Here is a 23,764-nt window from a genome sequence, read left to right as displayed (position 1 = left end):
GCAAGGGGACAACCATGGAAGCCAGGGCCCAGGCGCGGTACATCCGCGTCACGCCCATGAAGGCCCGCCGCGTGGTGGACCTCATCCGTGGCCTGAACGCCACGGAGGCCCAGGCGGTCCTGCGTTTCGCTCCGCAGGCCGCCACCGTGCCGGTCGGCAAGGTGCTCGACAGCGCCATCGCCAACGCCGTGCACAACTACAACCACAACAACGTGGACGACCTCGTCATCAGCGAGGCGTACGTTGACGAGGGCCCGACCCTGAAGCGGTTCCGTCCGCGTGCCCAGGGCCGTGCCTACCGGATCCGCAAGCGGACCAGCCACATCACCGTGGTCGTCAGCAGCAAGGAAGGGACCCGGTAATGGGCCAGAAGGTTAACCCGCACGGGTTCCGCCTCGGCATCAGCACGGACTTCAAGTCCCGCTGGTACGCCGACAAGCTGTACAAGGACTACGTCAAGGAAGACGTTGCCATTCGTCGCATGATGACGAAGGGCATGGAGCGCGCCGGCATCTCCAAGGTCGAGATCGAGCGCACCCGCGACCGCGTCCGCGTCGACATCCACACCGCGCGCCCCGGCATCGTCATCGGTCGCCGTGGCACCGAGGCCGACCGCATCCGCGGCGACCTCGAGAAGCTGACCGGCAAGCAGGTCCAGCTGAACATCCTCGAGGTCAAGAACCCCGAGCTGGACGCCCAGCTCGTGGCTCAGGGCGTCGCGGAGCAGCTGTCCTCGCGCGTCTCCTTCCGCCGTGCCATGCGCAAGTCGATGCAGGGCACCATGAAGTCCGGCGCCAAGGGCATCAAGGTCCAGTGCTCCGGTCGTCTCGGCGGCGCCGAGATGAGCCGTTCGGAGTTCTACCGCGAGGGCCGTGTGCCGCTGCACACCCTGCGCGCGAACGTCGACTACGGCTTCTTCGAGGCCAAGACGACCTTCGGCCGCATCGGCGTGAAGGTCTGGATCTACAAGGGCGACGTCAAGAACATCGCCGAGGTCCGCGCTGAGAACGCCGCTGCCCGCTCGGGCAACCGCCCGGCCCGTCCCGAGGGTGGTCGTCCCGCCCGCGGTGGCGAGCGCCGTGGTGGCGAGCGCGGTGGCCGTGGCCGTCGTCCCGCCGCTGCCGAGGCCCCCGCGGCCGCGGCCGCCGAGGCGCCGGCTGCCGAGAACACCGGAACGGAGGCCTGACTCCAATGCTGATCCCCCGTCGGGTCAAGCACCGCAAGCAGCACCACCCGAAGCGCCGCGGCGCTGCGAAGGGTGGCACCGAGCTCGCCTTCGGCGAGTACGGCATCCAGGCCGTCACCCCGGCCTACGTGACGAACCGGCAGATCGAGTCCGCTCGTATCGCCGTCACCCGTCACATCAAGCGTGGCGGCAAGGTCTGGATCAACATCTACCCGGACCGTCCGCTCACCAAGAAGCCGGCCGAGACCCGCATGGGTTCCGGTAAGGGTTCGCCCGAGTGGTGGATCGCGAACGTGCACCCGGGTCGGGTCATGTTCGAGCTGTCGTACCCCAACGAGAAGGTGGCTCGTGAGGCGCTGACCCGCGCTGCTCACAAGCTCCCGATGAAGTGCCGGATCATCCGGCGCGAGGCAGGTGAGAGCTGATGTCGGCCGGCACCAAGGCTGCTGACCTCCGCGAGCTGGACAACGAGGGTCTCGTTGCCAAGCTCCGTGAGGCCAAGGAGGAGCTGTTCAACCTCCGCTTCCAGGCGGCGACCGGGCAGCTCGACAACCACGGACGGCTCAAGCTCGTCCGTAAGGACATCGCGCGGATCTACACCCTGATGCGCGAGCGCGAGCTGGGCATCGAGACGGTGGAGAGCGCCTGATGACTGAGAACACCAACGAGACGCGCGGTTTCCGCAAGACCCGTGAGGGTCTCGTCGTCAGCGACAAGATGGACAAGACCGTCGTCGTCGCCGTCGAGGACCGCGTCAAGCACGCTCTGTACGGCAAGGTCATCCGCCGTACGAACAAGCTGAAGGCGCACGACGAGGCGAACGCCTGCGGCATCGGCGACCGGGTCCTCCTCGCGGAGACCCGCCCGCTGTCCGCGACGAAGCGCTGGCGCGTCGTCGAGATCCTCGAGAAGGCCAAGTAACGAAGTTGATGCGGTACGGCCGTATGTGCACCAGGCCCCTCGTGGGCGCTGGTGTGAGCAGCGGCCGGCCCGTCAGCTCTCGTTGACGATCAGGAGAAAGCTGTGATCCAGCAGGAGTCGCGACTGCGTGTCGCCGACAACACGGGCGCGAAGGAAATCCTTTGCATCCGCGTTCTCGGCGGTTCCGGTCGCCGCTACGCCGGTATCGGGGACGTCATCGTCGCGACCGTCAAGGACGCGATCCCCGGCGGTTCGGTGAAGAAGGGTGACGTCGTCAAGTGCGTCGTCGTCCGTACCGTGAAGTCGCGTCGTCGTCCGGATGGCTCGTACATCCGCTTCGACGAGAACGCCGCGGTCGTTCTGAAGAACACCGATGGTGACCCCCGTGGCACCCGCATCTTCGGCCCGGTGGGCCGCGAGCTGCGTGACAAGAAGTTCATGAAGATCATCTCGCTTGCGCCGGAGGTGCTCTAACCCATGGCGAACAGCATGAAGATCAAGAAGGGTGACCTGGTTCAGGTCATCACCGGCAAGGACCGCGGCAAGCAGGGCAAGGTCATCCTGGCCATGCCCGCCGAGAACAAGGTCCTGGTCGAGGGTGTGAACCGGGTCAAGAAGCACACCAAGCCGGGCCCGGGCACTCAGGGTGGCATTGTCACCGTCGAGGCCCCGGTGCACGTCTCCAACGTCCAGCTGGTCGTGGAGAAGGACGGCAAGAAGGTCGTCACCCGCGTTGGCTACCGCTTCGATGACGAGGGCAACAAGATCCGCGTTGCCAAGCGAACCGGTGAGGACATCTGATGTCTGAGACGACTGTTGAGAAGGTGACCCCCCGTCTCAAGGAGCGTTACAACTCCGAGATCAAGGGTCAGCTGCAGGAGCAGTTCTCGTACGAGAACGTCATGCTGACGCCCGGCCTGGTCAAGGTCGTCGTCAACATGGGTGTCGGCGAGGCCGCCCGTGACAGCAAGCTGATCGAGGGCGCGATCCGCGACCTGACCGCGATCACCGGTCAGAAGCCGGCCGTGACCAAGGCTCGCAAGTCCATCGCGCAGTTCAAGCTGCGCGAGGGCCAGCCGATCGGCACCCACGTCACCCTCCGTGGTGACCGCATGTGGGAGTTCCTGGACCGTCTGGTGTCGCTGGCCCTGCCGCGTATCCGTGACTTCCGTGGCCTCTCCCCGAAGCAGTTCGACGGCCGTGGCAACTACACCTTCGGTCTGACCGAGCAGGTCATGTTCCACGAGATCGACCAGGACAAGGTCGACCGTCAGCGCGGTATGGACATCACCGTCGTGACCACCGCTCAGACCGACGACGAGGGCCGGGCGCTCCTGCGCGCTCTGGGCTTCCCGTTCAAGGAGGCGTGAGCCAATGGCGAAGAAGTCCCTCATCGCGAAGTCCGAGCGCAAGCCGAAGTTCGGCGTCCGGGCCTACACCCGGTGCCAGCGCTGCGGCCGTCCGCACTCGGTGTACCGCAAGTTCGGCCTGTGCCGTGTCTGCCTCCGTGAGATGGCGCACCGCGGCGAGCTGCCCGGCGTGACCAAGAGCTCCTGGTAATCAGGGCGCTTTAGGGCACCCAGCGACGCAGAGGTGCCCGATCCCACACCGGCCCGTTTTGGGCCTGCCGTACGGATTCCCGTAAGGTAGTGGGGTCGGGCCCCCTGCCGCGGCTTCCCCATGGATGTCCGTGGCCCTCTTTCGAGAGGGCTCGCACCCAGTCTTACTACGTCGTAGGTCCCCTGTGCTTGTGCCCCTGACGAACTCGGAAGAGTGCGGCAGGGGGACCTGGTGCGGAGAAACCACGGCGAGAGAGGCCTGAGGCCATCATGACCATGACCGACCCCATCGCAGACATGCTCACGCGTCTGCGTAACGCGAACTCGGCGTACCACGACACCGTGGCGATGCCGGCCAGCAAGATCAAGGCGCACGTCGCCCAGATCCTGCAGCAGGAGGGGTACATCTCCTCCTACAAGGTTGAGGAGCCCACTGAGGGCGAGGTCGGCAAGAAGCTGACCATCGAGCTCAAGTTCGGCCCCAACCGTGAGCGCTCCATCGCCGGCATCAAGCGCATCAGCAAGCCGGGTCTGCGCGTTTACGCAAAGTCCACCAACCTGCCGAAGGTTCTCGGCGGCCTGGGCGTGGCGATCATCTCCACGTCCTCCGGCCTCCTGACCGACAAGCAGGCCGCCAAGAAGGGCGTAGGCGGAGAAGTTCTCGCCTACGTCTGGTAATTCGGGAAACGGAGGTACAGCAATGTCGCGCATTGGACGGCTGCCCATCCAGGTCCCCGCTGGCGTGGACGTCACCATCGATGGCCAGGCGGTCTCGGTGAAGGGCCCGAAGGGCTCCCTCACCCACGTCGTCGCCGCGCCGATCGAGATCGGCAAGGGCGAGGACGGCACTCTGGCTGTCACCCGCCCCAACGACGAGCGTCTGTCGAAGGCCCTGCACGGCCTGACCCGCACGCTGGTGGCGAACATGATCACCGGCGTGACCACGGGCTACCGCAAGTCGCTGGAGATCAGCGGTGTCGGCTACCGAGTTCTGGCGAAGGGCTCCGACATGGAGTTCCAGCTGGGCTACAGCCACCCGATCCTCGTCGAGGCGCCCGAGGGCATCTCCTTCGTCGTCGAGTCGGCCACCAAGTTCCACGTGGACGGCATCGACAAGCAGAAGGTCGGCGAGGTCGCTGCGAAGATCCGCAAGCTGCGCAAGCCCGACCCGTACAAGGCCAAGGGCGTCAAGTACGCGGGCGAGGTCATCCGCCGCAAGGTCGGAAAGAGTGGTAAGTAAGCGATGAGCGTCTCTGTCAAGATCGGCAAGGGCAACGCCTACAAGAGCGCCGCTCGCAAGCGCCGCGCGATCCGCGTTCGCAAGCGCGTCGTCGGCACCGAGGTGCGTCCGCGTCTCGTCGTGACGCGCTCGAACCGCCACATGGTCGCCCAGGTCATCGACGACGCCAAGGGTCACACCCTGGCGTCGGCGTCCACCCTCGACGTGTCCATCAAGGGCGCCGAGGGCGACAAGACCGAGCTGGCCAAGAAGGTCGGGAGCCTGGTCGCCGAGCGCGCCAAGGCCGCCGGCATCGAGTCGGTCGTCTTCGACCGCGCGGGCAACCGGTACGCCGGCCGCATCGCCGCCCTGGCGGACGCGGCCCGCGAGGCCGGGCTCGACTTCTAAGCCGCTCGTCGACTCTGTCGGCGGACGTAAACGAGAGAGGTAAATCCAATGGCTGGACCCCAGCGCCGCGGTAGCGGCGCCGGTGGCGGCACCGGTGGCGAGCGGCGCGACCGTAAGCGTGACGACCGGGGCAACGCCCAGGTCGTCGAGAAGACCGCTTACGTCGAGCGCGTCGTCGCGATCAACCGTGTCGCCAAGGTTGTCAAGGGTGGTCGTCGTTTCTCCTTCACCGCGCTGGTCGTGGTGGGCGATGGCGATGGCACCGTGGGTGTCGGTTACGGGAAGGCGAAGGAGGTTCCGGCCGCCATCGCCAAGGGTGTTGAGGAGGCCAAGAAGAACTTCTTCAAGGTCCCCCGTATCCAGGGCACCATCCCGCACCCGATCCAGGGTGAGAAGGCCGCCGGCGTCGTGCTGCTGAAGCCCGCCGCCCCCGGTACCGGTGTTATCGCCGGTGGTCCGGTGCGCGCCGTCCTGGAGTGCGCCGGCATCCACGACATCCTGTCGAAGTCGCTCGGCTCGGACAACGCGATCAACATCGTGCACGCCACCGTGGCCGCTCTGAAGGGCCTCGTGCGCCCCGAGGAGATCGCCGCGCGTCGTGGCCTGCCGCTGGAGGACGTGGCCCCCGCCGCTCTGCTGCGGGCGCGTGCTGCTGGGGTGAGCGCCTGATGGCTCGCCTGAAGATCACGCAGACCAAGTCGTACATCGGCAGCAAGCAGAACCACCGTGACACCCTGCGTACGCTTGGTCTCAAGCGCATGCACGACGTCGTGGTGAAGGAGGACCGTCCCGAGATCCGCGGGATGGCCCAGACGGTCCGTCACCTGGTGACGGTTGAGGAGGTGGACTGATCATGGGCGAGAACCCGATCAAGATCCACAACCTGCGTCCCGCCCCGGGTGCCAAGACCGACAAGATCCGTGTGGGTCGTGGTGAGGCCTCCAAGGGTAAGACTGCCGGTCGTGGTACCAAGGGCACGAAGGCCCGCTACCAGGTTCCGCAGCGCTTCGAGGGTGGCCAGATGCCGCTCCACATGCGCCTGCCGAAGCTGAAGGGTTTCAAGAACCCGTTCAAGATCACCTTCCAGGTCGTCAACCTCGACAAGCTGGCCGAGCTCTACCCGCAGGGTGGCGCCGTCACGGTCGAGGACCTGGTCGCCAAGGGCGCGGTTCGCAAGAACTCGCTCGTCAAGGTGCTCGGCACCGGCGAGGTCTCGGTCGCCCTCCAGGTGACGGTGGACGCCGTCTCCGGTTCGGCCGCCGAGAAGATCAAGGCCGCCGGCGGTACGGTCACCGAGCTCGTCTGAGCCCGCTGACTCCGGCTTACGGGCCCCGCACCTCCTTCGGGAGGTGCGGGGCCCGTTCCGTTCCCCGGCCGCGAAAGGCGCTCGTTCTTTTGTGTGGCAAACCCGGGCATCCCGTACCCCGTGAGTGGGGGAGCGGCCGTACGCGCTTCTTCCGAGTGGCTGCGCACTGTTAGAGTCCGTGGAGTTCCCTTGTAGGCTGCGCGTAGGCTCGCCTGTGCCGTCTGTACGGGAGCCCGTACCGCAAACTCCCCATTCAGGACCGACCCTCCCGCCGACGACGTGCGGGAGGCGCAGGAGGCACCGTGCTCAGTGCGTTCGCGCGGGCGTTCCAGACGCCCGACCTGCGCAAGAAGCTGCTGTTCACGCTGGGCATCATGGTGCTGTTCCGGCTGGGCTCGCACATTCCGATGCCGGGCGTGAGTTTCACGGCCGTGAACGAGTGTGTGAAGGACACGAAGAACAGCGGCCTCTTCGGACTCGTCAACCTGTTCAGCGGGGGCGCGCTCCTCCAGCTGACGATCTTCGCCCTCGGCATCATGCCGTACATCACGGCGAGCATCATCCTCCAGCTCCTCACCGTCGTGATCCCGCGACTGGAGATGCTGAAGAAGGAGGGACAGGCCGGCCAGGCGAAGATCACCCAGTACACCCGCTACCTGACGATCGCGCTCGCCGTGCTCCAGGGCACCGGCATCGTGGCGACGGCCTCCAGCGGCGCGCTGTTCGCCGGCTGCCCGCTGGCCAACCAGATCGTGCCGGACACCGGCGTGTTCCGGATCGCCGTCATGGTGCTCACCATGACCGCCGGCACCACGGTCATCATGTGGCTGGGCGAGCTGATCACCGACCGCGGCATCGGCAACGGCATGTCGCTGCTGATCTTCACCTCGATCGCGGCGCAGTTCCCCTCCAGCATGTGGAACATCAAGACCACCGGCACCATCGGCGGCGGCTGGGTCGAGTTCCTCTCCGTGGTCGCGGTCGGCGTCATCGTCGTGATGCTGGTCATCTTCGTCGAGCAGGCCCAGCGCCGGATCCCGGTCCAGTACGCGAAGCGGATGATCGGCCGCCGGGCGTTCGGCGGCACCTCGACCTACATCCCGCTCAAGGTGAACCAGGCCGGTGTCATCCCGGTCATCTTCGCCTCGTCGCTGCTGTACATCCCGGCACTGGTGGTCCAGCTGACCAACAGCCAGGCGGGCTGGGCCACCTGGATCAGGACGAACTTCGTCAAGGGTGACCACCCGATCTACATGGCCACCTACTTCCTGCTGATCGTCTTCTTCGCCTTCTTCTACGTCGCCATCTCCTTCAACCCCGAAGAAGTTGCCGACAACATGAAGAAGTATGGTGGGTTCATCCCGGGTATCCGGGCCGGCCGCCCGACGGCCGAGTACCTGAACTACGTGCTGACCCGAATCACGTGGCCGGGTTCGCTCTACCTGGGCCTGATCGCGTTGATCCCGATGATCGCCCTGGTCGCCTTCGGACAGCAGACCAACTTCCCGTTCGGCGGCACCAGCGTGCTCATCGTCGTCGGCGTCGGACTCGAAACTGTGAAGCAGATCGAGAGCCAGCTCCAGCAGCGCAATTACGAAGGGTTCCTCCGCTGATGCGTATCGTCCTCGTTGGTCCTCCCGGGGCCGGGAAGGGTACTCAGGCGCACCTGCTCGCCAAGACCCTGTCCATCCCCCATATCTCTACCGGTGACCTGTTCCGCGCGAACATCAGCCAGGGCACCCCGCTGGGGCTCGAGGCCAAGAGCTACATGGACGCGGGACACCTGGTACCGGACGAGGTCACCATCGGGATGGCCAAGGACCGGATGCTCCAGGAGGACGCCGTGCGCGGCTTCCTGCTCGACGGCTTCCCCCGCAACCTGGGGCAGGCCAAGGCGCTGGACGAGTTCCTCGCCGAGCAGGGCATCAAGCTGGACGGTGTGCTGGACCTGGAGGTCCCGGAGGACGAGGTCGTCCGCCGGATCGCCGGCCGTCGCCTGTGCCGCAACGACGGGGGCCACGTCTTCCACGTGGACTACAACCCGCCGAAGGCCGAGGGCGTCTGCGACGAGTGCGGCGGCGAGCTGTACCAGCGCTCCGACGACACCGAGGAGAAGGTGCGGACGCGCCTGGAGGTCTACCACACGGAGACCGAGCCGATCATCGACTACTACGCCCAGCAGGGCCTGGTGGCGACGATCTCGGCCCTCGGCAAGGTGGACGAGGTCACCGCCCGCTCGATCGAGGCGCTGAAGCAGGACAGCTGAGTCTCTCGGCGAACGTACGACGGCACGGCCGGATCGCCCGCCCAGCGCGGGTGGCCCGGCCGTTTCGGCGTCGTACGGTGGTAGCAGTGGTAATCCGGACTTGGAAGGCGTGACCAGATGGTGGAGATCAAGACCCCCGAGCAGATCGCGAAGATGCGAGCGGCCGGGCTGGTCGTCGCCGAGGCCCTGAAGGCCTGTCGCGAGGCGGTCGCCCCCGGGGTGACCACCCAGGAGCTCAACGACATCGCGGACAAGGTCATCACCGGCCACGGCGCCACCTCGAACTTCCGGGCCGACCACGGCGGGCTCTGGTTCCCCGGCGTGATCTGCGCCTCGGTGAACAACGAGGTCGTGCACGGCATCCCGGGCGAGCGGGTGCTCCAGGAGGGCGACGTCATCTCGATCGACTGCGGCGCCATCCTGGACGGCTGGCACGGCGACGCGGCCATCACCGTGGCGGTCGGCGAGGTCCGCCCCGAGGTCGAGATGCTGAGCCGGGTCACCGAGGGCTCGATGTGGGCCGGCATCGCCCAGATGAAGAAGAACAACCGCCTGGTGGACGTCTCGAAGGCGATCGAGGGCTACATCCGCCGGCAGCCGCTGCCGCCGAAGGGCAAGTGGGGCATCACCGAGGGCTACGGCGGCCACGGCATCGGCACCGCGATGCACATGGAGCCGCACGTGCTGAACTACGTCGAGCGCGGCCGCGGCAAGGGCCCGAAGCTGGTCCCCGGCACCGTGCTGGCGATCGAGCCGATGGTCTCGCTGGGCACCCCGCACACCGCCGTGCTGGAGGACGACTGGACGGTCGTCACCAACGACGGCACCTGGGCCTCGCACTGGGAGCACTCGGTGGCCGTCACCGAGCAGGGCCCGCTGGTGCTGACCGCCTTCGACGGTGGCAGGGCGGAACTGGCCAAGCTGGGCATCACCGCAGCTCCGGACCCCCTCGCGTAGTCCCGGCGGCGCCCAACTGCCGCCGCTGACAAGGGATCAGAGCCCTGGAGGTTTGGACCTCCAGGGCTTTTGTCCTATTTTTATGCGCTGGCAGTGGTCAGTAGTGGCTTACGAGCAGCAGGAGAGAACGTGCTCAAGGGATTCCGCGACTTCATGATGCGCGGCAACGTCGTCGACATGGCGGTCGGTGTCGTCATCGGGGCCGCGTTCACCGCGGTGGTGACCGGTTTCGTGTCCGCCTTCCTCACCCCGCTGGTCGGCGTGGTGGTCGGCGCGGCCGGTGACTTCAGCTCGTACCAGGCGCACATCGCGGGGGTGACCTTCCCGTACGGGCAGTTCCTCAACGTGCTGATCGCGTTCCTGATGACCGCCGCGGTGCTGTACTTCTGCGTGGTGCTGCCGATCACCAAGGCGACCGCGCGCTACATGCCGAAGGCGCCGAAGACGCCGAAGCGCCCGTGCCCGGAGTGCCTGACCGAGATCCCCGTGGCCGCCCGCCGCTGCGCGGCCTGCACCGCCCACGTGGACCCGCTGACGGCCACCGTCGGGGCCTGACGCAGCAGGTGTGACGGCGACCGCCTTCCGGGGCCCCGTTTTGGTCCGCCGGACGCGCTGGCGTAGGATGGACCGTCGGCTCACTCGTAGCGTGCTTCAGCACGCCCTCTTCCCCTCGGGGGTGGGGTGAACCCAGGTTCGCACGAGCGTTCCGCATACGGTAGCCGGTCCCGGAAGGTGGATCTCGCAGTTCATGGCTAAGAAGCAAGGCGCCATTGAGATCGAGGGCACCGTGATCGAGTCTCTTCCGAACGCGATGTTCAAGGTCGAGCTGCAGAACGGTCACAAGGTCCTCGCGCACATCAGTGGCAAGATGCGCATGCACTACATCCGCATCCTGCCGGACGACCGGGTCGTCGTGGAGCTCAGCCCCTACGACCTCACGCGCGGCCGGATCGTCTACCGCTACAAGTAAGAACGTCAGATCTAGACCCGGAGAACCTGAAACATGAAGGTCAAGCCGAGCGTCAAGAAGATCTGCGACAAGTGCAAGGTGATCCGCCGTCACGGCCGGGTCATGGTGATCTGCGACAACCTGCGCCACAAGCAGCGCCAGGGCTGATCTCTCCCCAGCATTTCTCGTAGTACTTCGCGCGACGCGAAAACGTCATGAGCGGGCTACCCGATCCGTCCCACAGGGAACGGACTGCCGCCCCCGGTAAGAGGCCGGGGCTCCCTCACCGTGAGGTGTCGGAGTAGGTAGCACGCAAGACCTCTGAAGAACCACAGGAGCCATGAATGGCACGCCTCGCCGGCGTTGATCTCCCCCGTGAGAAGCGGATCGAGATCGCCCTTACCTACGTGTACGGCATCGGCCGTACCCGCGCCCAGCAGACCCTGGTCGAGACCGGTGTCAACCCGGATGTCCGCGTTCGCGACATCTCCGAGGAAGACCTCGTGAAGCTGGGCCAGTACATCGACGCCAACTACACGGTCGAGGGTGACCTCCGCCGTGAGGTGGCCGCCGACATCCGCCGCAAGGTCGAGATCGGCTGCTACGAGGGTCTGCGTCACCGTCGCGGCCTGCCGGTCCGCGGCCAGCGCACCCACACCAACGCGCGTACCCGCAAGGGCCCGCGTCGCGCGATCGCCGGCAAGAAGAAGCCGGGCAAGAAGTAGTCCGTCCCGTAACCGGACATCCCTCCGGCCCGCGGGTCAGCGGACCGACCACCTCAGTAGGAGAACAGACTTATGCCCCCCAAGGGTCGTCAGGCTGCCGGCGCGAAGAAGATCCGCCGCAAGGAAAAGAAGAACGTCGCTCACGGCCACGCGCACATCAAGAGCACGTTCAACAACACCATCGTTTCGATCACCGACCCCGCGGGCAACGTGATCTCCTGGGCCTCCGCCGGCCACGTCGGCTTCAAGGGCTCGCGCAAGTCCACCCCGTTCGCCGCGCAGATGGCCGCCGAGGCCGCTGCCCGTCGCGCGCAGGAGCACGGCATGCGCAAGGTTGACGTCTTTGTGAAGGGTCCGGGCTCCGGCCGCGAGACCGCGATCCGTTCGCTCCAGGCCACCGGCCTGGAGGTCGGCTCGATCCAGGACGTCACCCCCACCCCGCACAACGGCTGCCGTCCGCCGAAGCGCCGCCGCGTCTGACGCAGCGCCTTCGGGCACGCAGTTCTGCTTCAACCTCGTACGGGGTCCCACGCGGTGATTCGTCGCTGCCAGCGGGACCCCGTACGCTTGGTCCTGTCGGCATCAAATAGTGGGTGCCGAAGACAACTGGAGGGTTCTTCCCCATGCTTATCGCTCAGCGTCCTTCGCTGACCGAAGAGGTCGTCGACGAGTTCCGCTCGCGGTTCGTGATCGAGCCGCTGGAGCCGGGCTTCGGCTACACCCTCGGCAACTCCCTGCGCCGCACGCTCCTGTCGTCGATCCCGGGTGCCGCTGTCACCAGCATCCGCATCGACGGCGTCCTGCACGAGTTCACCACCGTGCCGGGCGTCAAGGAGGACGTGACCGACCTCATCCTCAACATCAAGCAGCTGGTCGTCTCCTCGGAGCACGACGAGCCGGTCGTGATGTACCTGCGCAAGCAGGGCCCGGGCGTCGTGACCGCCGCCGACATCGCCCCGCCGGCGGGTGTTGAGGTGCACAACCCCGAGCTGGTCCTCGCCACCCTGAACGGCAAGGGCAAGCTGGAGATGGAGCTGACCGTCGAGCGCGGTCGCGGCTACGTCTCCGCCGTCCAGAACAAGGCCTCCGGCCAGGAGATCGGCCGCATCCCGGTCGACTCGATCTACAGCCCCGTGCTGAAGGTCACCTACAAGGTCGAGGCCACCCGTGTCGAGCAGCGGACCGACTTCGACAAGCTGATCGTCGACGTCGAGACCAAGCCCGCCATGCGTCCGCGCGACGCCATGGCCTCGGCCGGCAAGACCCTGGTGGAGCTGTTCGGCCTCGCCCGCGAGCTGAACATCGACGCCGAGGGCATCGACATGGGCCCGTCCCCGACGGACGCCGCCCTGGCCGCCGACCTGGCGCTGCCGATCGAGGAGCTGGAGCTCACGGTCCGCTCCTACAACTGCCTCAAGCGCGAGGGCATCCACACCGTGGGTGAGCTCGTCGCCCGCTCCGAGGCCGACCTGCTCGACATCCGCAACTTCGGTGCGAAGTCGATCGACGAGGTCAAGGCGAAGCTGGCCGGCATGGGCCTGGCCCTCAAGGACAGCCCGCCCGGGTTCGACCCGACCGCTGCCGCCGACGCCTTCGGCGCCGACGACCTCGACGACTCGCACTTCGCCGAGACCGAGCAGTACTGAGAGACTTGACCGCGGGGGCGGTTCTCCGGAACCGCCTCCGTCGTCGTGAAAGTCGTGCGGGCACAGTGCCCGTACGCCCGCTGTGGTACCTGGTACGGCCGCAGTCGGAGATTCGAGGAGTAATTCCATGCCGCGTCCCACCAAGGGTGCCCGCCTCGGCGGCGGCCCGCACCACGAGCCGCTGCTGCTCGCCGGTCTGTGCCGGGAGCTGTTCCAGTACGGCCGCATCACCACGACCGAGGCCAAGGCCCGTCGGATGCGCCCGCTGGCGGAGAAGCTGATCACCAAGGCGAAGAAGGGCGACATCCACAACCGTCGCCTGGTGCGCAAGACGATCACCGACATCGCCGTGCTGCACACCCTCTTCACCGAGATCGCGCCGCGCTACGAGAACCGCCCGGGTGGTTACACCCGTATCACCAAGATCGGTCCCCGTCGTGGCGACAACGCCCCGATGGCCGTGATCGAGCTGGTCGAGTCGCTGACCGTCGCGCAGACCGCCGTCGGCGAGGCCGAGGGCGCCACCAAGCGTGCCGTCAAGGAGGCCGAGGCCAAGGCCGAGGCCCCCAAGGCCGACGAGGCCGAGGCCGAGCAGGCCTGACACCTCCAAGGTGTTCGCGGGCCCGTTTCCCCACTACCGGGGGAGCGGGCCCGTTCCCGTCCCCTTGGCCGACCAGAGCAGTCCGGGAGAAGAGAAGCAGTGGTCAACGATTGCGCCGAGCAGCCCCCGGTGAAGGACGGCCCGGCCGACGGGTACGTCCGGGTCCGGCTCGACCTCGCCTACCAGGGTGCCGAGTTCTCTGGCTGGGCCCGCCAGAAGGGCGGCCGCCGGACGGTCCAGGAGGAGATCGAGACCGCGCTGCAGATCGTCACCCGCAGCTCCGAGGCGTTCCCGCTGACCGTGGCCGGCCGCACCGACGCCGGGGTGCACGCCCGCGGCCAGGTCGCCCACGTCGACCTGCCCGCCGAGCTGTGGGCGGCGCACCGGGAGAAGCTGCTGCGCCGGCTGGCCGGCCGGCTGCCGGGGGACGTCCGGATCTACCGGGTCGGCGAGGCGCCGGCCGGGTTCGACGCCCGCTTCTCGGCGGTCTGGCGCCGGTACGCGTACCGGGTCGCCGACCACCAGGGCGGGGTGGACCCGCTGCTGCGCGGCCACGTGCTCTGGCACGACCGGCCGCTGGACCTGGACCGGATGAACGCGGCGGCGAAGCTGCTGCTCGGCGAGCACGACTTCGCCGCGTACTGCAAGAAGCGCGAGGGCGCGACCACCATCCGCACCCTGCTGGAGCTGCGCTGGGACCGCGTCCCGGTGGACCCGTACGCCGCCCAGGAGGGCTCGCTCGCGGTCGCCACCGTCCGGGCCGACGCGTTCTGCCACAACATGGTCAGGGCGCTGGTCGGCGCGATGCTGCTGGTCGGCGACGGGCACCGGCCGGTGGAGTTCCCCGGGGAGGTGCTGGCCGGCGGGGTGCGCAACTCCGCCGTCAACGTGATCAGGCCGTACGGGCTCACGCTGGAGGAGGTCGGCTACCCGCCGGACGACAAGCTGGCCGAGCGCAACCGGCTGGCCCGCCGGATGCGCACCCTGCCCGGGCAGCCGGCGGCCACCGGGGATCACGGAGTCGAGGGCTAAATCCGTTTTGGCCGGGCGCGTCCGCTTGGGACAATCGTTCCCATGGGACACGTCGAGATTTCGCACCTGGAGTACTACCTGCCGGACGGGCGCGTGTTGTTCGACGACGCGTCCTTCCGGGTCGGCGAGGGCGCCGCGGTCGCCCTGGTCGGCGCTAACGGGGCCGGCAAGACCACCCTGCTGCGGATGATCGCGGGGGACCTCCAGTCGCACGGCGGCTCGGTGACGATCAGCGGCGGGCTCGGCGTGATGCGCCAGTTCGTCGGCACCACCGGCCGCGAGGACCAGCAGGCCACCCCGGGCGCGCTGCCGGCCGACGCCTCGGTGCGCGACCTGCTGGTCTCCGTCGCCCCCGAGCGGATCGCCAAGGCGGCCCGCGCGGTGGACGCCGCGGAGCTGGCGATGATCGCCCAGGACGACGAGAAGACGCAGATGGCCTACGCCCAGGCGCTCTCCGACTGGGCCGACGTCGGCGGCTACGACTACGAGACCGACTGGGACGTCTGCACCATGGCGGCCCTCGGCACGCCCTTCGACAAGGCCCAGTGGCGCGGCCTGAACACCCTCTCCGGCGGCGAACAGAAGCGGCTCGTCCTGGAGGCGCTGCTGCGCGGCCCGGAGGAGGTCCTGCTCCTCGACGAGCCGGACAACTACCTGGACGTCCCGGCCAAGCGCTGGCTGGAGGAGGCGATCAAGGCCACTCCGAAGACCGTCCTGTTCATCTCGCACGACCGCGAGCTGCTCTCGAAGACCGCCGACAAGATCATCAGCGTCGAGACCGGCGCGGCCGGCAGCAGCGTCTGGGTGCACGGCGGCGGCTTCGACAGCTTCCACGAGGCCCGCAAGGCCAGGTTCGAGCGCTTCGAGGAGCTGGGCCGCCGCTGGGACGAGGAGCACGCCAAGCTCAAGAAGCTGGTCGTCACCCTGCGTCAGGCCGCGGCCGTCAGCCACGCCCTGGCCACCCGCTACGCCGCCGCGCAGACCCGGCTGAAGAAGTTCGAGGAGGCCGGGCGGCCGGAGGAGCCCCCGCGCGAGCAGAGCATCTCCATGCGGCTCAAGGGCGGACGCACCGGCGTGCGCGCCTTCACCCTGGAGCAGCTGGAGCTCACCGGCCTGATGCAGCCCTTCGACCTGGAGGTCTTCTACGGCGAGCGGGTCGCGGTGCTGGGCGCCAACGGCGCAGGCAAGTCGCACCTGCTGCGGCTGCTGGCGGGCGACGAGACGGTCGCTCACGGCGGCAGCTGGAAGCTGGGCGCCCGGGTCGTGCCCGGCCACTTCCGGCAGACCCACGCCCACCCGGAGCTGTTCGGCCGTACCGTCCGTTCGATCGTCGAGGAGGAGCACGCGCTCAGCCGCGGCGCCGCGATGGGCGCACTGCGCCGGTACGAGCTGGACCGCCAGGAGGAGCAGAAGTTCGAGTCGCTGTCCGGTGGGCAGCAGGCCCGGCTGATGATCCTCAAGCTCGAACTCTCCGGTGTGACGGCCCTGTTGCTCGACGAGCCGACCGACAACCTGGACCTGGAGAGTGCCGAGGCCCTCCAGACCGGCCTGGAGGCCTTCGAGGGCACCGTGCTGTGCGTCACCCACGACCGCTGGTTCGCCAAGACCTTCGACCGTTTCCTGGTGTTCGGCGCGGACGGCCGGGTGTACGAGTCGTCCGAGCCGGTCTGGGACGTGACCCGGGTGGAGCGCGAACGCTGAGTGACGACCCGGGGGGTTCCCGGCGATTTTTGACCGCGTCGGGTCGTGCCGGTAATCTGGACGCTTGATGTGCGTATTGGCTCGCTCTATCTCACGTGAGAGGTCGGTACGCCGGAGACATCAGGTCGTCGACCAGCGGTCCCCCTTGAATTGCGTCCAAGGTTGGCCAGGCTGATCTTCCGTCCGGGTGCTCCTGTCAGGACTCACTCACTGAAAAGCGAAGGCTACGACCGTGCGTACGTACAGCCCCAAGCCCGGCGACGTCCAGCGTCAGTGGCACGTCATCGACGCGAACGACGTCGTGCTCGGCCGCCTGGCCTCCCAGGCCGCCAACCTCCTCCGGGGGAAGCACAAGGCGATCTACGCGCCGCACGTTGACACTGGTGACTTCGTCATCATCATCAACGCCGACAAGGTGCACCTGTCCGGTAACAAGAAGACCCAGAAGCTGGCCTACCGCCACTCGGGCTTCCCGGGCGGTCTGCGCTCGGTGCGCTACGACGACCTGCTGGCGAACAACCCGGAGAAGGCCGTCGAGAAGGCCATCAAGGGCATGATCCCCAAGAACAGCCTGGGCCGCCAGATGCTCTCCAAGCTGAAGGTCTACTCGGGCGACCAGCACCCGCACGCTGCCCAGCAGCCGGTGCCGTTCGAGATCACCCAGGTCGCGCAGTAATTCGGCCACCAAGCCCCCCAACACTGAAAAGAGCTGAGGAACACCGTGGCCGAGACCACTGAAACCCTTGAGGTCGAGTTCGACGACGCCGTTGAGGCCGTCGAGGGCGAGTACACCTCCGAGGAGAGCTACACCTCCGAGTCCCTGGCCGGCCGCTTCGGCGAGGCCGTCCCCGGCGCCGGCCTCGGCCGTCGCAAGGAGGCGATCGCCCGCGTGCGCATCGTCCCCGGCACCGGCCAGTGGAAGATCAACGGCCGCACCCTCGAGGGCTACTTCCCCAACAAGGTGCACCAGCAGACCGTGAACGAGCCCTTCAAGCTCCTCGAGCTGGACGGCCGTTACGACGTCGTCGCCCGCATCAGCGGTGGTGGCACCTCCGGCCAGGCCTACGCGCTGCGCCTCGGCGTCGCCCGTGCCCTGAACGAGGCCGACGTGGACAACAACCGCGCCGCCCTCAAGAAGGCCGGCTTCCTGATGCGTGACGCCCGCGCCGTCGAGCGCAAGAAGGCCGGTCTCAAGAAGGCCCGCAAGGCGCCGCAGTACAGCAAGCGCTAATCGCCTCCCCGGGGGTGCGGCCCGCCCTGGCGGCGCACCCCCTGGTTGCGCGAAACCGTCGCCCCGGAGTACCCCGTGTACTCCGGGGCGACGTGTTCCCCGGCTACTGTGCGGCGGCCGGGATCATCGGTTGGGTTCCGAGCAGTGGTGATGGAGGAACGGGACAGTGGGACGACTCTTCGGTACGGACGGCGTGCGCGGGGTGGCCAACGAGGGCCTGACGGCGGAGCTGGCGCTCGGCCTGTCGGTCGCGGCGGCCCATGTGCTCGGCGAGGCCGGCGCCTTCGAGGGCCACCGGCCGGTCGCGGTGGTCGGCCGTGACCCGCGCGCCTCGGGCGAGTTCCTGGAGGCCGCCGTCATCGCCGGTCTGGCGAGCGCCGGCGTCGACGTCCTGCGGGTCGGCGTCCTGCCCACCCCGGCCGTGGCCTACCTCACCGGCGCGCTCGGCGCCGACTTCGGCGTGATGCTGTCCGCCAGCCACAACGCCATGCCGGACAACGGCATCAAGTTCCTCGCCCGCGGCGGCCACAAGCTGGACGACCGCATCGAGGACGCGATCGAGACCCACTACCGCAAGCACACGCTCGGCGACGAGGACTGGAACCGCCCGACCGGCGCGGCCGTCGGCCGGGTGCGCGAGTACACCGAGGGCTTCGACAAGTACGTCGCCCACCTGATCGGCGTGCTGCCCAACCGCCTGGACGGCATCAGGGTGGTCATCGACGGCGCCCACGGCGCGGCCGCCTACGTCGCCCCCGAGGCCTTCGCCCGGGCCGGCGCCGAGGTGGTCCACACCCTGGGGGCCGAGCCCACCGGCCTCAACATCAACGACGGCGTCGGCTCCACCCACCTGGACCGGCTGCGCGTCGCGATGCAGGAGCACCGGGCCGACCTGGGCATCGCCCTGGACGGCGACGCCGACCGCTGCCTGGCCGCCGACGCCGAGGGCGACGAGGTGGACGGCGACCAGATCATCGCCATCCTCGCGGTCGCCATGAAGGAGGCCGGCACCCTGCGCGGCAACACCGCGGTGGCCACCGTGATGTCCAACCTGGGCTTCAAGCTGGCGATGGAGCGCGAGGGCGTCGAGCTGGTGGAGACCGCCGTCGGCGACCGCTACGTGCTGGAGGCGATGAAGGAGCGGGGCTTCGCGCTGGGCGGCGAGCAGTCCGGCCACGTGATCCTGCTGGACCACGCCACCACCGGCGACGGCACCCTGACCGGCTTGATGCTGGGCGCCAGGCTGGCCGCCACCAAGCAGCCGCTGGCCGACCTGGCCGCCGTGATGACCCGGCTGCCACAGGTGCTGATCAACGTCAAGGGCGTCGACAAGTCCCGGGTGCGGACCAGCACCGAGCTGGCCGCCGCGGTCGCCGAGGCCGAGGCCGAGCTGGGCTCCACCGGCCGGGTGCTGCTGCGCCCGTCGGGCACCGAGCCGCTGGTCCGGGTGATGGTCGAGGCCGCCGACCCGGCGCAGGCCGAGACGGTCGGGCAGCGGCTGGCCGAGGCGGTGCGCGCCCACCTGGGCTGAGCCCCGGACACGGCGAAGGGCCCCCGCGTCGCGCGGGGGCCCTTCGCCGTGCGGTCAGAGCTTGCGCAGCAGCGCCCGGCGGACCTTGTGGTCCGCGCCCTTCTGGAGGATCAGGGTGGCCCTGCCGCGGGTCGGCAGCACGTTCTCCAGCAGGTTGGGCTTGTTGATGGTGCGCCAGACCTGCCGGCCGTACTCCATCGCCTCCTCCTCCGGCACCTCGGTGAAGCGGCGGAAGTAGGAGCTCGGGTCCTGGAAGGCGGTCTGCCGCAGCTTGCGGAAGCGGTCCAGGTACCAGTGCTCGATGTCGTCGGTCCTGGCGTCGACGTAGATCGAGAAGTCGAAGTAGTCGGCCACCGCGAGGCGGGTGCGGCCGTCGGTGCCCGGCAGGGCCGGCTGGAGCACGTTCAGGCCCTCGACGATCAGGATGTCCGGTCGCTCCACGGTGAGTCGCCGGTCCGGCACGATGTCGTACACCAGGTGCGAGTAGACCGGCGCGCTGACCCGCTCCTTGCCCGCCTTCACGTCCGCGACGAAGCGCGTCAGCGCCCGGCGGTCGTACGACTCCGGGAAGCCCTTGCGGGCCATCAGACCGCGGCGGCGCAGCTCGGCGTTGGGCAGCAGGAAGCCGTCGGTGGTGACCAGTTCCACCCGGGGGTGCTCCGGCCAGCGGGCGAGCAGCTCCTGGAGCAGGCGGGCGGTCGTGGACTTGCCGACCGCGACGGAGCCGGCCACGCCGATGATGAACGGCGTGCGGGTGCGTTCGGTGTCCGGGGTGTCCAGGAAGGTGCCCAGCGTGCCGCGCAGCTCGTGCGTGGCGTGGATGTACAGGTTCAGCAGCCGGGACAGGGGCAGGTAGACGTCGCGGACCTCGTCCAGGTCGAGGGCGGTACCGAGGCCGCGCAACTGCTCCACCTCCTCGGCGGTCAGCGGCAGCGGCGTACGCTCGCGCAGCGCGCTCCACTCGGCCCGGCTGAGGTCCACGTAGGGAGACGGTGACGGGCCGGGCGTGGCGGCGCCCCGCGTACAGAGTTCGGTCAGCACATGCTCCATTGTGAGCCGTCGCGGCGTTCACGGTGCTTGTGGTGTCGGTCACGCAGCGTTCCCGCGAGGCGGGAAAACGGCCACAGAACCGCCCTTATGCTGGCACGCATGTGCGGAATTGTTGGATACGTGGGCGCTCAGGCCGCCCTCGACGTAGTAATCGCAGGCCTGCAGCGACTGGAGTACCGGGGTTACGACTCGGCCGGTGTCGCGGTGCAGGTCCAGGACTCCGACGGGCAGTGGAGTCTGGCCACCGACAAGCGGGCCGGCAAGCTCGCCAACCTGGAGAAGTCGCTCGCCGAGTCCCCTCTGCCCGGCGGCACCACCGGCATCGGCCACACCCGCTGGGCCACCCACGGCGGCCCGACGGACGCCAACGCCCACCCCCACCTGGACGACCGGCAGCGGGTGGCCGTGGTGCACAACGGCATCATCGAGAACTTCGCCCAGCTGCGCGCCGAGATCGCCGAGCGCGGCCACACCCTCCGGTCCGAGACCGACACCGAGGTCGTCGCCCACCTGCTGGGCGAGGCCTACGCGGGCGACCTCGCCGAGGCCATGCGGGTGGTCTGCCGTCAGCTGGAGGGCGCCTTCACGCTGGTCGCCGTGCACGCCGACGCGCCGGACGTGGTCGTGGGCGCGCGCCGCAACTCGCCGCTGGTGGTCGGCCGCGGCGAGGGCGAGAACTTCCTCGCCTCCGACGTCGCCGCCTTCATCGCGCACACCCGCGAGGCGATCGAGCTGGGCCAGGACCAGGTGGTCGAGCTGCGCCGGGAGGGCGTGACCGTCACGAACTTCGACGGCACCCCGGCCGACGTGCGCGAGTACCACGTCGACTGGGACGCTTCCGCCGCCGAGAAGGGCGGCTACGACTACTTCATGCTCAAGGAGATCGCCGAGCAGCCGAAGGCCGTCGCCGACACCCTGCTCGGCCGGATCGGCACCGACGGCCGGCTCACCCTGGACGAGCTGCGGATCTCCGACGCGGACCTGCGCTCGGTCGACAAGGTCGTCATCGTGGCCTGCGGCACCGCGTTCCACGCGGGCATGATCGCCAAGTACGCGATCGAGCACTGGACCCGCATCCCCTGCGAGGTCGAGGTCGCCTCCGAGTTCCGCTACCGCGACCCGATCATGGGCCCGGGCACGCTGGTCATCGCCATCTCGCAGTCCGGCGAGACCATGGACACCCTGATGGCCCTGCGGCACGCCCGTGAGCAGGGCGCCAAGGTGCTGGCGATCTGCAACACCAACGGCTCGACCATCCCGCGCGAGTCGGACGCGGTGCTGTACACCCACGCCGGTCCCGAGGTCGCGGTCGCGTCCACCAAGGCGTTCCTGACCCAGCTGGTCGCCTGCTACCTGGTCGCCCTGTACCTGGGCCAGGTGCGCGGCACCAAGTGGGGCGACGAGATCTTCGCCGTCATCAAGGAGCTCGGCGACGCGCCGAAGCAGGTCGAGCAGGTCCTGGAGACCATGGAGCCGGTGCGCGAGCTGGCCCGCTCGCTGGCCGACGCCCGCTCGGTGCTGTTCCTGGGCCGCCACGTCGGCTTCCCGGTGGCCCTGGAGGGCGCGCTCAAGCTCAAGGAGCTGGCGTACATGCACGCCGAGGGCTTCGCGGCGGGCGAGCTCAAGCACGGCCCGATCGCGCTGATCGAGGAGGGGCTGCCGGTCGTGGTGGTCGTGCCCTCGCCGCGCGGGCGGTCGATCCTGCACGACAAGATCGTCTCCAACATCCAGGAGATCCGGGCCCGCGGCGCCCGCACGATCGTGATCGCGGAGGAGGGCGACGAGGCCGTCGTCCCGTACGCGGACCACCTGATCCGCATCCCGGCCACCCCGGTGCTGCTCCAGCCGCTGGTCGCCACCGTCCCGCTCCAGGTCTTTGCCTGCGAGCTGGCCACGGCCAAGGGCCACGAGGTCGACCAGCCGCGCAACCTGGCGAAGTCGGTCACCGTCGAGTAGTCCGGCGCTCGTCGGCGACGGCGCCCCTGCGGTGGCTGCGTCCTACCGCAGGGGCGCCGTGTCGAGCGTGAAGGAGAAGGGGGCGGGGAGCTTGATGCGCCTGCCGAACTCGGTCTCGTGGAGGGTGGCGTAGTCGCCGTCCTTCGGGTCGGTGAACAGCGTCACCGTGCCTTCGCTCCGGTCGACGAGCAGGTAGCACGGCACACCGGCGGCGGCGTAACCGAGGCGCTTGGACTCGCGGTCCTTGGCCGGATTGGTCGACGTCACTTCCAGGACCAGTTCGACTCCCACGGCCGACGACCACGAATCCTGGGCGCGGAAGTGGCCGACGGGAGCAACGGTGGCGCCCGGGATGAACCGGCCCTTGGGAGTGATCAGTCCTTTTCCGCCGCTGACGTACAGCTCCTCCGCCGCCTCGCGGGCCACGGCGCGGGCGAACCGGGCGATGGCGTCCTCGTGATCTCCGTCCGGCGGTGGCGTCACGACGATCTCCCCTTCGATGAGCTCTGCCTTGTAGCCGGGCGGCGTGTCCAGTTCCAGGAACGCCTGGAGCAGGTCGTACCGGCCCAACGGGCCCTCGACAGCTGGCATGGCGACCATGGCCCTTCTCCCTCCTGTGGGTCCGTGCCGAGCCACAAGGTAGGCGTACGGACCGACACCGGCGGGGAATCGAAGTGGTTGTCACTCGAAAGTGTGCCGCAGGCCCGGCTCCCGCGGGGCGGTGACGCGGGCTAGCGTCGGTGACAGCCGACCGCTGAAGGAGCTCCCGCATGCGTCATGCACACCGTGTGGACACCGTCCGGGCCGCCGAGGCCGCGTTGATGGCGCGGCTGCCGGAGGGCGCGCTGATGCAGCGGGCGGCCGCGGGGCTGGCCGCGACCTGTGCGCGGCTGCTGACCCGGTGTCGGGGGCGGGTGTACGGCAGCCGGGTGACGGTGCTCGCGGGCAGCGGGGACAACGGGGGTGACGCCCTGTACGCCGGGGCCGCCCTGGCCCGGCGCGGGGCGCGGGTGACGGCGGTGCTGCTGGCGCCGGAGAAGACGCACCCGGGCGGGCTGGCCGCGCTGCGGGCCGCCGGCGGGCGGGTGACGGTGGAGCAGGAAGTCGGCCTGGCCGACTTCTCACGCGCCGACCTGGTGCTGGACGGCATCGTCGGCATCGGCGGCCGGGGCGGGCTGCGCCCCGGGGCCCGGCCGTACGCGCAGGCCGGGCGGTCCGGGACCGTGGTGGCGGTGGACCTGCCGAGCGGGGTGGACGCCGACACCGGCGAGGTGCCCGGCGCGGCGCTGCGCGCGGACGTCACGGTCTGCTTCGGCACCTACAAGCCCGGGCTGCTGGTCGACCCGGGGGCCTCGTACGCGGGCGCCGTACAGCTGGTCGGCATCGGTCTCGAACCGCCCGCGGCGGAGGTGACGGCCCTCCAGCACGCGGACGTGGCGGCGCTGCTGCCGCAGCCGGGCGCGGAGAGCGACAAGTACCGCCGCGGCGTGGTCGGGGTGGCGGCCGGTTCGGCGACGTAC

General features: G+C 68.8%; 34 protein-coding genes. 32 read left to right on the top strand and 2 right to left on the bottom strand.

What is annotated here, in order from left to right:
- Positions 1-14 precede the first annotated feature (14 nt).
- From rplV to glmM, 30 genes are all read left to right on the top strand, one after another.
- On the top strand, positions 15-362 hold the full coding sequence (gene rplV / locus BU198_RS40000; protein WP_033824229.1) for a 50S ribosomal protein L22: 348 nt from the start codon (positions 15-17) through the stop codon (positions 360-362).
- On the top strand, positions 362-1,186 hold the full coding sequence (gene rpsC / locus BU198_RS39995; RefSeq protein ID WP_188301636.1) for a 30S ribosomal protein S3: 825 nt from the start codon (positions 362-364) through the stop codon (positions 1,184-1,186). The genes rplV and rpsC overlap by 1 nt, the downstream gene beginning before the upstream one ends.
- Before the next feature lie 5 nt (positions 1,187-1,191).
- Entirely contained in the window at positions 1,192-1,611 is a 420-nt protein-coding gene (gene rplP, locus BU198_RS39990) for a 50S ribosomal protein L16 (RefSeq protein WP_030055824.1), read from the top strand.
- On the top strand, positions 1,611-1,835 hold the full coding sequence (gene rpmC, locus BU198_RS39985) for a 50S ribosomal protein L29 (RefSeq protein ID WP_049649042.1): 225 nt from the start codon (positions 1,611-1,613) through the stop codon (positions 1,833-1,835). Before rplP ends, rpmC begins: the two co-directional genes overlap by 1 nt.
- The gene (rpsQ, locus tag BU198_RS39980) at positions 1,835-2,107 is read left to right on the top strand and encodes a 30S ribosomal protein S17 (protein WP_030055826.1); all 273 of its coding nucleotides are present in this window, start codon (positions 1,835-1,837) and stop codon (positions 2,105-2,107) included. Before rpmC ends, rpsQ begins: the two co-directional genes overlap by 1 nt.
- Positions 2,108-2,209: 102 nt before the next feature.
- Positions 2,210-2,581, top strand: coding sequence for a 50S ribosomal protein L14 (rplN, locus tag BU198_RS39975; RefSeq protein ID WP_030393301.1), 372 nt, complete (start codon positions 2,210-2,212; stop codon positions 2,579-2,581).
- A 15-nt stretch (positions 2,582-2,596) separates the two neighbouring features.
- Complete coding sequence (rplX, locus tag BU198_RS39970) at positions 2,597-2,908, top strand: 50S ribosomal protein L24 (protein ID WP_188301656.1); 312 nt, start codon at positions 2,597-2,599, stop codon at positions 2,906-2,908.
- Positions 2,908-3,477: a 50S ribosomal protein L5 gene (rplE, locus tag BU198_RS39965; RefSeq protein ID WP_030393302.1), complete on the top strand. Its 570-nt coding sequence runs from the start codon at positions 2,908-2,910 to the stop codon at positions 3,475-3,477. Before rplX ends, rplE begins: the two co-directional genes overlap by 1 nt.
- A gap of 4 nt (positions 3,478-3,481) precedes the next feature.
- A complete protein-coding gene (locus BU198_RS39960; protein ID WP_030055830.1) occupies positions 3,482-3,667 on the top strand; it encodes a type Z 30S ribosomal protein S14 in 186 nt (61 codons plus the stop codon).
- Between the two features lie 269 nt (positions 3,668-3,936).
- Positions 3,937-4,344 (top strand): 30S ribosomal protein S8, encoded by a 408-nt coding sequence (gene rpsH, locus BU198_RS39955; protein ID WP_188301635.1) that lies wholly within the window; start codon positions 3,937-3,939, stop codon positions 4,342-4,344.
- A gap of 22 nt (positions 4,345-4,366) precedes the next feature.
- On the top strand, positions 4,367-4,906 hold the full coding sequence (rplF, locus tag BU198_RS39950) for a 50S ribosomal protein L6 (RefSeq protein ID WP_188301634.1): 540 nt from the start codon (positions 4,367-4,369) through the stop codon (positions 4,904-4,906).
- Between the two features lie 3 nt (positions 4,907-4,909).
- Complete coding sequence (gene rplR, locus BU198_RS39945; protein WP_030280785.1) at positions 4,910-5,293, top strand: 50S ribosomal protein L18; 384 nt, start codon at positions 4,910-4,912, stop codon at positions 5,291-5,293.
- Positions 5,294-5,341: 48 nt separating this feature from the next.
- A complete protein-coding gene (gene rpsE / locus BU198_RS39940; protein ID WP_188301633.1) occupies positions 5,342-5,962 on the top strand; it encodes a 30S ribosomal protein S5 in 621 nt (206 codons plus the stop codon).
- Positions 5,962-6,144, top strand: coding sequence for a 50S ribosomal protein L30 (gene rpmD, locus BU198_RS39935; RefSeq protein ID WP_188301632.1), 183 nt, complete (start codon positions 5,962-5,964; stop codon positions 6,142-6,144). The genes rpsE and rpmD overlap by 1 nt, the downstream gene beginning before the upstream one ends.
- A gap of 2 nt (positions 6,145-6,146) precedes the next feature.
- Entirely contained in the window at positions 6,147-6,599 is a 453-nt protein-coding gene (gene rplO / locus BU198_RS39930; protein WP_188301631.1) for a 50S ribosomal protein L15, read from the top strand.
- A 302-nt stretch (positions 6,600-6,901) separates the two neighbouring features.
- Positions 6,902-8,212: a preprotein translocase subunit SecY gene (gene secY, locus BU198_RS39925; RefSeq protein ID WP_188301630.1), complete on the top strand. Its 1,311-nt coding sequence runs from the start codon at positions 6,902-6,904 to the stop codon at positions 8,210-8,212.
- Complete coding sequence (locus tag BU198_RS39920; RefSeq protein ID WP_188301629.1) at positions 8,212-8,865, top strand: adenylate kinase; 654 nt, start codon at positions 8,212-8,214, stop codon at positions 8,863-8,865. Before secY ends, BU198_RS39920 begins: the two co-directional genes overlap by 1 nt.
- A gap of 117 nt (positions 8,866-8,982) precedes the next feature.
- The gene (map, locus tag BU198_RS39915; RefSeq protein ID WP_188301628.1) at positions 8,983-9,822 is read left to right on the top strand and encodes a type I methionyl aminopeptidase; all 840 of its coding nucleotides are present in this window, start codon (positions 8,983-8,985) and stop codon (positions 9,820-9,822) included.
- Between the two features lie 129 nt (positions 9,823-9,951).
- Positions 9,952-10,377 carry a large conductance mechanosensitive channel protein MscL gene (gene mscL / locus BU198_RS39910; protein WP_188301627.1) on the top strand — a complete coding sequence of 142 codons (426 nt, stop codon included), beginning with the start codon at positions 9,952-9,954 and terminating at the stop codon, positions 10,375-10,377.
- A 193-nt stretch (positions 10,378-10,570) separates the two neighbouring features.
- A complete protein-coding gene (gene infA / locus BU198_RS39905) occupies positions 10,571-10,792 on the top strand; it encodes a translation initiation factor IF-1 (RefSeq protein ID WP_003956442.1) in 222 nt (73 codons plus the stop codon).
- 33 nt (positions 10,793-10,825) lie between these two features.
- On the top strand, positions 10,826-10,939 hold the full coding sequence (rpmJ, locus tag BU198_RS39900; RefSeq protein WP_003956441.1) for a 50S ribosomal protein L36: 114 nt from the start codon (positions 10,826-10,828) through the stop codon (positions 10,937-10,939).
- Between the two features lie 176 nt (positions 10,940-11,115).
- Positions 11,116-11,496: a 30S ribosomal protein S13 gene (gene rpsM, locus BU198_RS39895; protein ID WP_063348977.1), complete on the top strand. Its 381-nt coding sequence runs from the start codon at positions 11,116-11,118 to the stop codon at positions 11,494-11,496.
- Between the two features lie 72 nt (positions 11,497-11,568).
- Positions 11,569-11,976: a 30S ribosomal protein S11 gene (rpsK, locus tag BU198_RS39890; RefSeq protein WP_030232513.1), complete on the top strand. Its 408-nt coding sequence runs from the start codon at positions 11,569-11,571 to the stop codon at positions 11,974-11,976.
- 143 nt (positions 11,977-12,119) lie between these two features.
- Positions 12,120-13,142 carry a DNA-directed RNA polymerase subunit alpha gene (locus BU198_RS39885; protein ID WP_049649049.1) on the top strand — a complete coding sequence of 341 codons (1,023 nt, stop codon included), beginning with the start codon at positions 12,120-12,122 and terminating at the stop codon, positions 13,140-13,142.
- 127 nt (positions 13,143-13,269) lie between these two features.
- Positions 13,270-13,743, top strand: coding sequence for a 50S ribosomal protein L17 (gene rplQ / locus BU198_RS39880; protein WP_188301626.1), 474 nt, complete (start codon positions 13,270-13,272; stop codon positions 13,741-13,743).
- 99 nt (positions 13,744-13,842) lie between these two features.
- Positions 13,843-14,775, top strand: a complete 933-nt coding sequence (gene truA, locus BU198_RS39875) for a tRNA pseudouridine(38-40) synthase TruA (protein ID WP_188301625.1) — start codon at positions 13,843-13,845, stop codon at positions 14,773-14,775.
- A gap of 42 nt (positions 14,776-14,817) precedes the next feature.
- Complete coding sequence (locus BU198_RS39870; RefSeq protein WP_188301624.1) at positions 14,818-16,476, top strand: ABC-F family ATP-binding cassette domain-containing protein; 1,659 nt, start codon at positions 14,818-14,820, stop codon at positions 16,474-16,476.
- A 232-nt stretch (positions 16,477-16,708) separates the two neighbouring features.
- Positions 16,709-17,152: a 50S ribosomal protein L13 gene (gene rplM, locus BU198_RS39865; RefSeq protein ID WP_063348980.1), complete on the top strand. Its 444-nt coding sequence runs from the start codon at positions 16,709-16,711 to the stop codon at positions 17,150-17,152.
- Positions 17,153-17,197: 45 nt separating this feature from the next.
- Entirely contained in the window at positions 17,198-17,707 is a 510-nt protein-coding gene (gene rpsI / locus BU198_RS39860) for a 30S ribosomal protein S9 (RefSeq protein WP_188301623.1), read from the top strand.
- Between the two features lie 166 nt (positions 17,708-17,873).
- Positions 17,874-19,238: a phosphoglucosamine mutase gene (gene glmM, locus BU198_RS39855; protein WP_188301622.1), complete on the top strand. Its 1,365-nt coding sequence runs from the start codon at positions 17,874-17,876 to the stop codon at positions 19,236-19,238.
- Positions 19,239-19,292: 54 nt separating this feature from the next.
- Here glmM and coaA read toward each other — a convergent pair whose 3' ends face one another.
- A complete protein-coding gene (gene coaA, locus BU198_RS39850) occupies positions 19,293-20,288 on the bottom strand; it encodes a type I pantothenate kinase (RefSeq protein ID WP_188301621.1) in 996 nt (331 codons plus the stop codon).
- 99 nt (positions 20,289-20,387) lie between these two features.
- Here coaA and glmS point away from each other — a divergent pair, with 99 nt between their 5' ends.
- Positions 20,388-22,244, top strand: a complete 1,857-nt coding sequence (gene glmS, locus BU198_RS39845) for a glutamine--fructose-6-phosphate transaminase (isomerizing) (protein WP_188301620.1) — start codon at positions 20,388-20,390, stop codon at positions 22,242-22,244.
- A gap of 42 nt (positions 22,245-22,286) precedes the next feature.
- Here glmS and BU198_RS39840 read toward each other — a convergent pair whose 3' ends face one another.
- A complete protein-coding gene (locus BU198_RS39840) occupies positions 22,287-22,844 on the bottom strand; it encodes a Uma2 family endonuclease (RefSeq protein WP_188301619.1) in 558 nt (185 codons plus the stop codon).
- 170 nt (positions 22,845-23,014) lie between these two features.
- Between BU198_RS39840 and BU198_RS39835 the strand changes: the two genes are divergently transcribed.
- Positions 23,015-23,764, top strand: a 750-nt coding sequence (locus tag BU198_RS39835) for an NAD(P)H-hydrate epimerase (RefSeq protein ID WP_188301618.1), incomplete at its 3' end; no start/stop codon positions are given.

Source organism: Streptomyces sp. CBMA156 (assembly GCF_014596515.1).
Taxonomy (GTDB): domain Bacteria; phylum Actinomycetota; class Actinomycetes; order Streptomycetales; family Streptomycetaceae; genus Kitasatospora.
This window is presented reverse-complemented; position numbering and strand designations above follow the sequence as displayed.

Excerpts from the sequence above, each read along its gene's own strand:
- rplE (WP_030393302.1), top strand. The coding sequence starts at position 2,908 with ATGTCTGAGACGACTGTTGAGAAGGTGACCCCCCGTCTCAAGGAGCGT.
- BU198_RS39840 (WP_188301619.1), bottom strand. The coding sequence starts at position 22,844 with ATGGTCGCCATGCCAGCTGTCGAGGGCCCGTTGGGCCGGTACGACCTG.
- BU198_RS39870 (WP_188301624.1), top strand. The coding sequence starts at position 14,818 with ATGGGACACGTCGAGATTTCGCACCTGGAGTACTACCTGCCGGACGGG.
- BU198_RS39885 (WP_049649049.1), top strand. The coding sequence starts at position 12,120 with ATGCTTATCGCTCAGCGTCCTTCGCTGACCGAAGAGGTCGTCGACGAG.
- rplO (WP_188301631.1), top strand. The coding sequence starts at position 6,147 with ATGGGCGAGAACCCGATCAAGATCCACAACCTGCGTCCCGCCCCGGGT.
- rpsQ (WP_030055826.1), top strand. The coding sequence starts at position 1,835 with ATGACTGAGAACACCAACGAGACGCGCGGTTTCCGCAAGACCCGTGAG.
- rpsH (WP_188301635.1), top strand. The coding sequence starts at position 3,937 with ATGACCATGACCGACCCCATCGCAGACATGCTCACGCGTCTGCGTAAC.
- rpmJ (WP_003956441.1), top strand. The coding sequence starts at position 10,826 with ATGAAGGTCAAGCCGAGCGTCAAGAAGATCTGCGACAAGTGCAAGGTG.
- coaA (WP_188301621.1), bottom strand. The coding sequence starts at position 20,288 with ATGGAGCATGTGCTGACCGAACTCTGTACGCGGGGCGCCGCCACGCCC.
- rpsM (WP_063348977.1), top strand. The coding sequence starts at position 11,116 with ATGGCACGCCTCGCCGGCGTTGATCTCCCCCGTGAGAAGCGGATCGAG.
- rpsK (WP_030232513.1), top strand. The coding sequence starts at position 11,569 with ATGCCCCCCAAGGGTCGTCAGGCTGCCGGCGCGAAGAAGATCCGCCGC.
- rpmC (WP_049649042.1), top strand. The coding sequence starts at position 1,611 with ATGTCGGCCGGCACCAAGGCTGCTGACCTCCGCGAGCTGGACAACGAG.
- infA (WP_003956442.1), top strand. The coding sequence starts at position 10,571 with ATGGCTAAGAAGCAAGGCGCCATTGAGATCGAGGGCACCGTGATCGAG.
- rpmD (WP_188301632.1), top strand. The coding sequence starts at position 5,962 with ATGGCTCGCCTGAAGATCACGCAGACCAAGTCGTACATCGGCAGCAAG.
- rpsC (WP_188301636.1), top strand. The coding sequence starts at position 362 with ATGGGCCAGAAGGTTAACCCGCACGGGTTCCGCCTCGGCATCAGCACG.
- BU198_RS39920 (WP_188301629.1), top strand. The coding sequence starts at position 8,212 with ATGCGTATCGTCCTCGTTGGTCCTCCCGGGGCCGGGAAGGGTACTCAG.
- BU198_RS39960 (WP_030055830.1), top strand. The coding sequence starts at position 3,482 with ATGGCGAAGAAGTCCCTCATCGCGAAGTCCGAGCGCAAGCCGAAGTTC.
- rplR (WP_030280785.1), top strand. The coding sequence starts at position 4,910 with ATGAGCGTCTCTGTCAAGATCGGCAAGGGCAACGCCTACAAGAGCGCC.
- rplQ (WP_188301626.1), top strand. The coding sequence starts at position 13,270 with ATGCCGCGTCCCACCAAGGGTGCCCGCCTCGGCGGCGGCCCGCACCAC.
- rplX (WP_188301656.1), top strand. The coding sequence starts at position 2,597 with ATGAAGATCAAGAAGGGTGACCTGGTTCAGGTCATCACCGGCAAGGAC.
- rplF (WP_188301634.1), top strand. The coding sequence starts at position 4,367 with ATGTCGCGCATTGGACGGCTGCCCATCCAGGTCCCCGCTGGCGTGGAC.
- rpsE (WP_188301633.1), top strand. The coding sequence starts at position 5,342 with ATGGCTGGACCCCAGCGCCGCGGTAGCGGCGCCGGTGGCGGCACCGGT.
- rplP (WP_030055824.1), top strand. The coding sequence starts at position 1,192 with ATGCTGATCCCCCGTCGGGTCAAGCACCGCAAGCAGCACCACCCGAAG.
- glmS (WP_188301620.1), top strand. The coding sequence starts at position 20,388 with ATGTGCGGAATTGTTGGATACGTGGGCGCTCAGGCCGCCCTCGACGTA.
- rplV (WP_033824229.1), top strand. The coding sequence starts at position 15 with ATGGAAGCCAGGGCCCAGGCGCGGTACATCCGCGTCACGCCCATGAAG.
- map (WP_188301628.1), top strand. The coding sequence starts at position 8,983 with ATGGTGGAGATCAAGACCCCCGAGCAGATCGCGAAGATGCGAGCGGCC.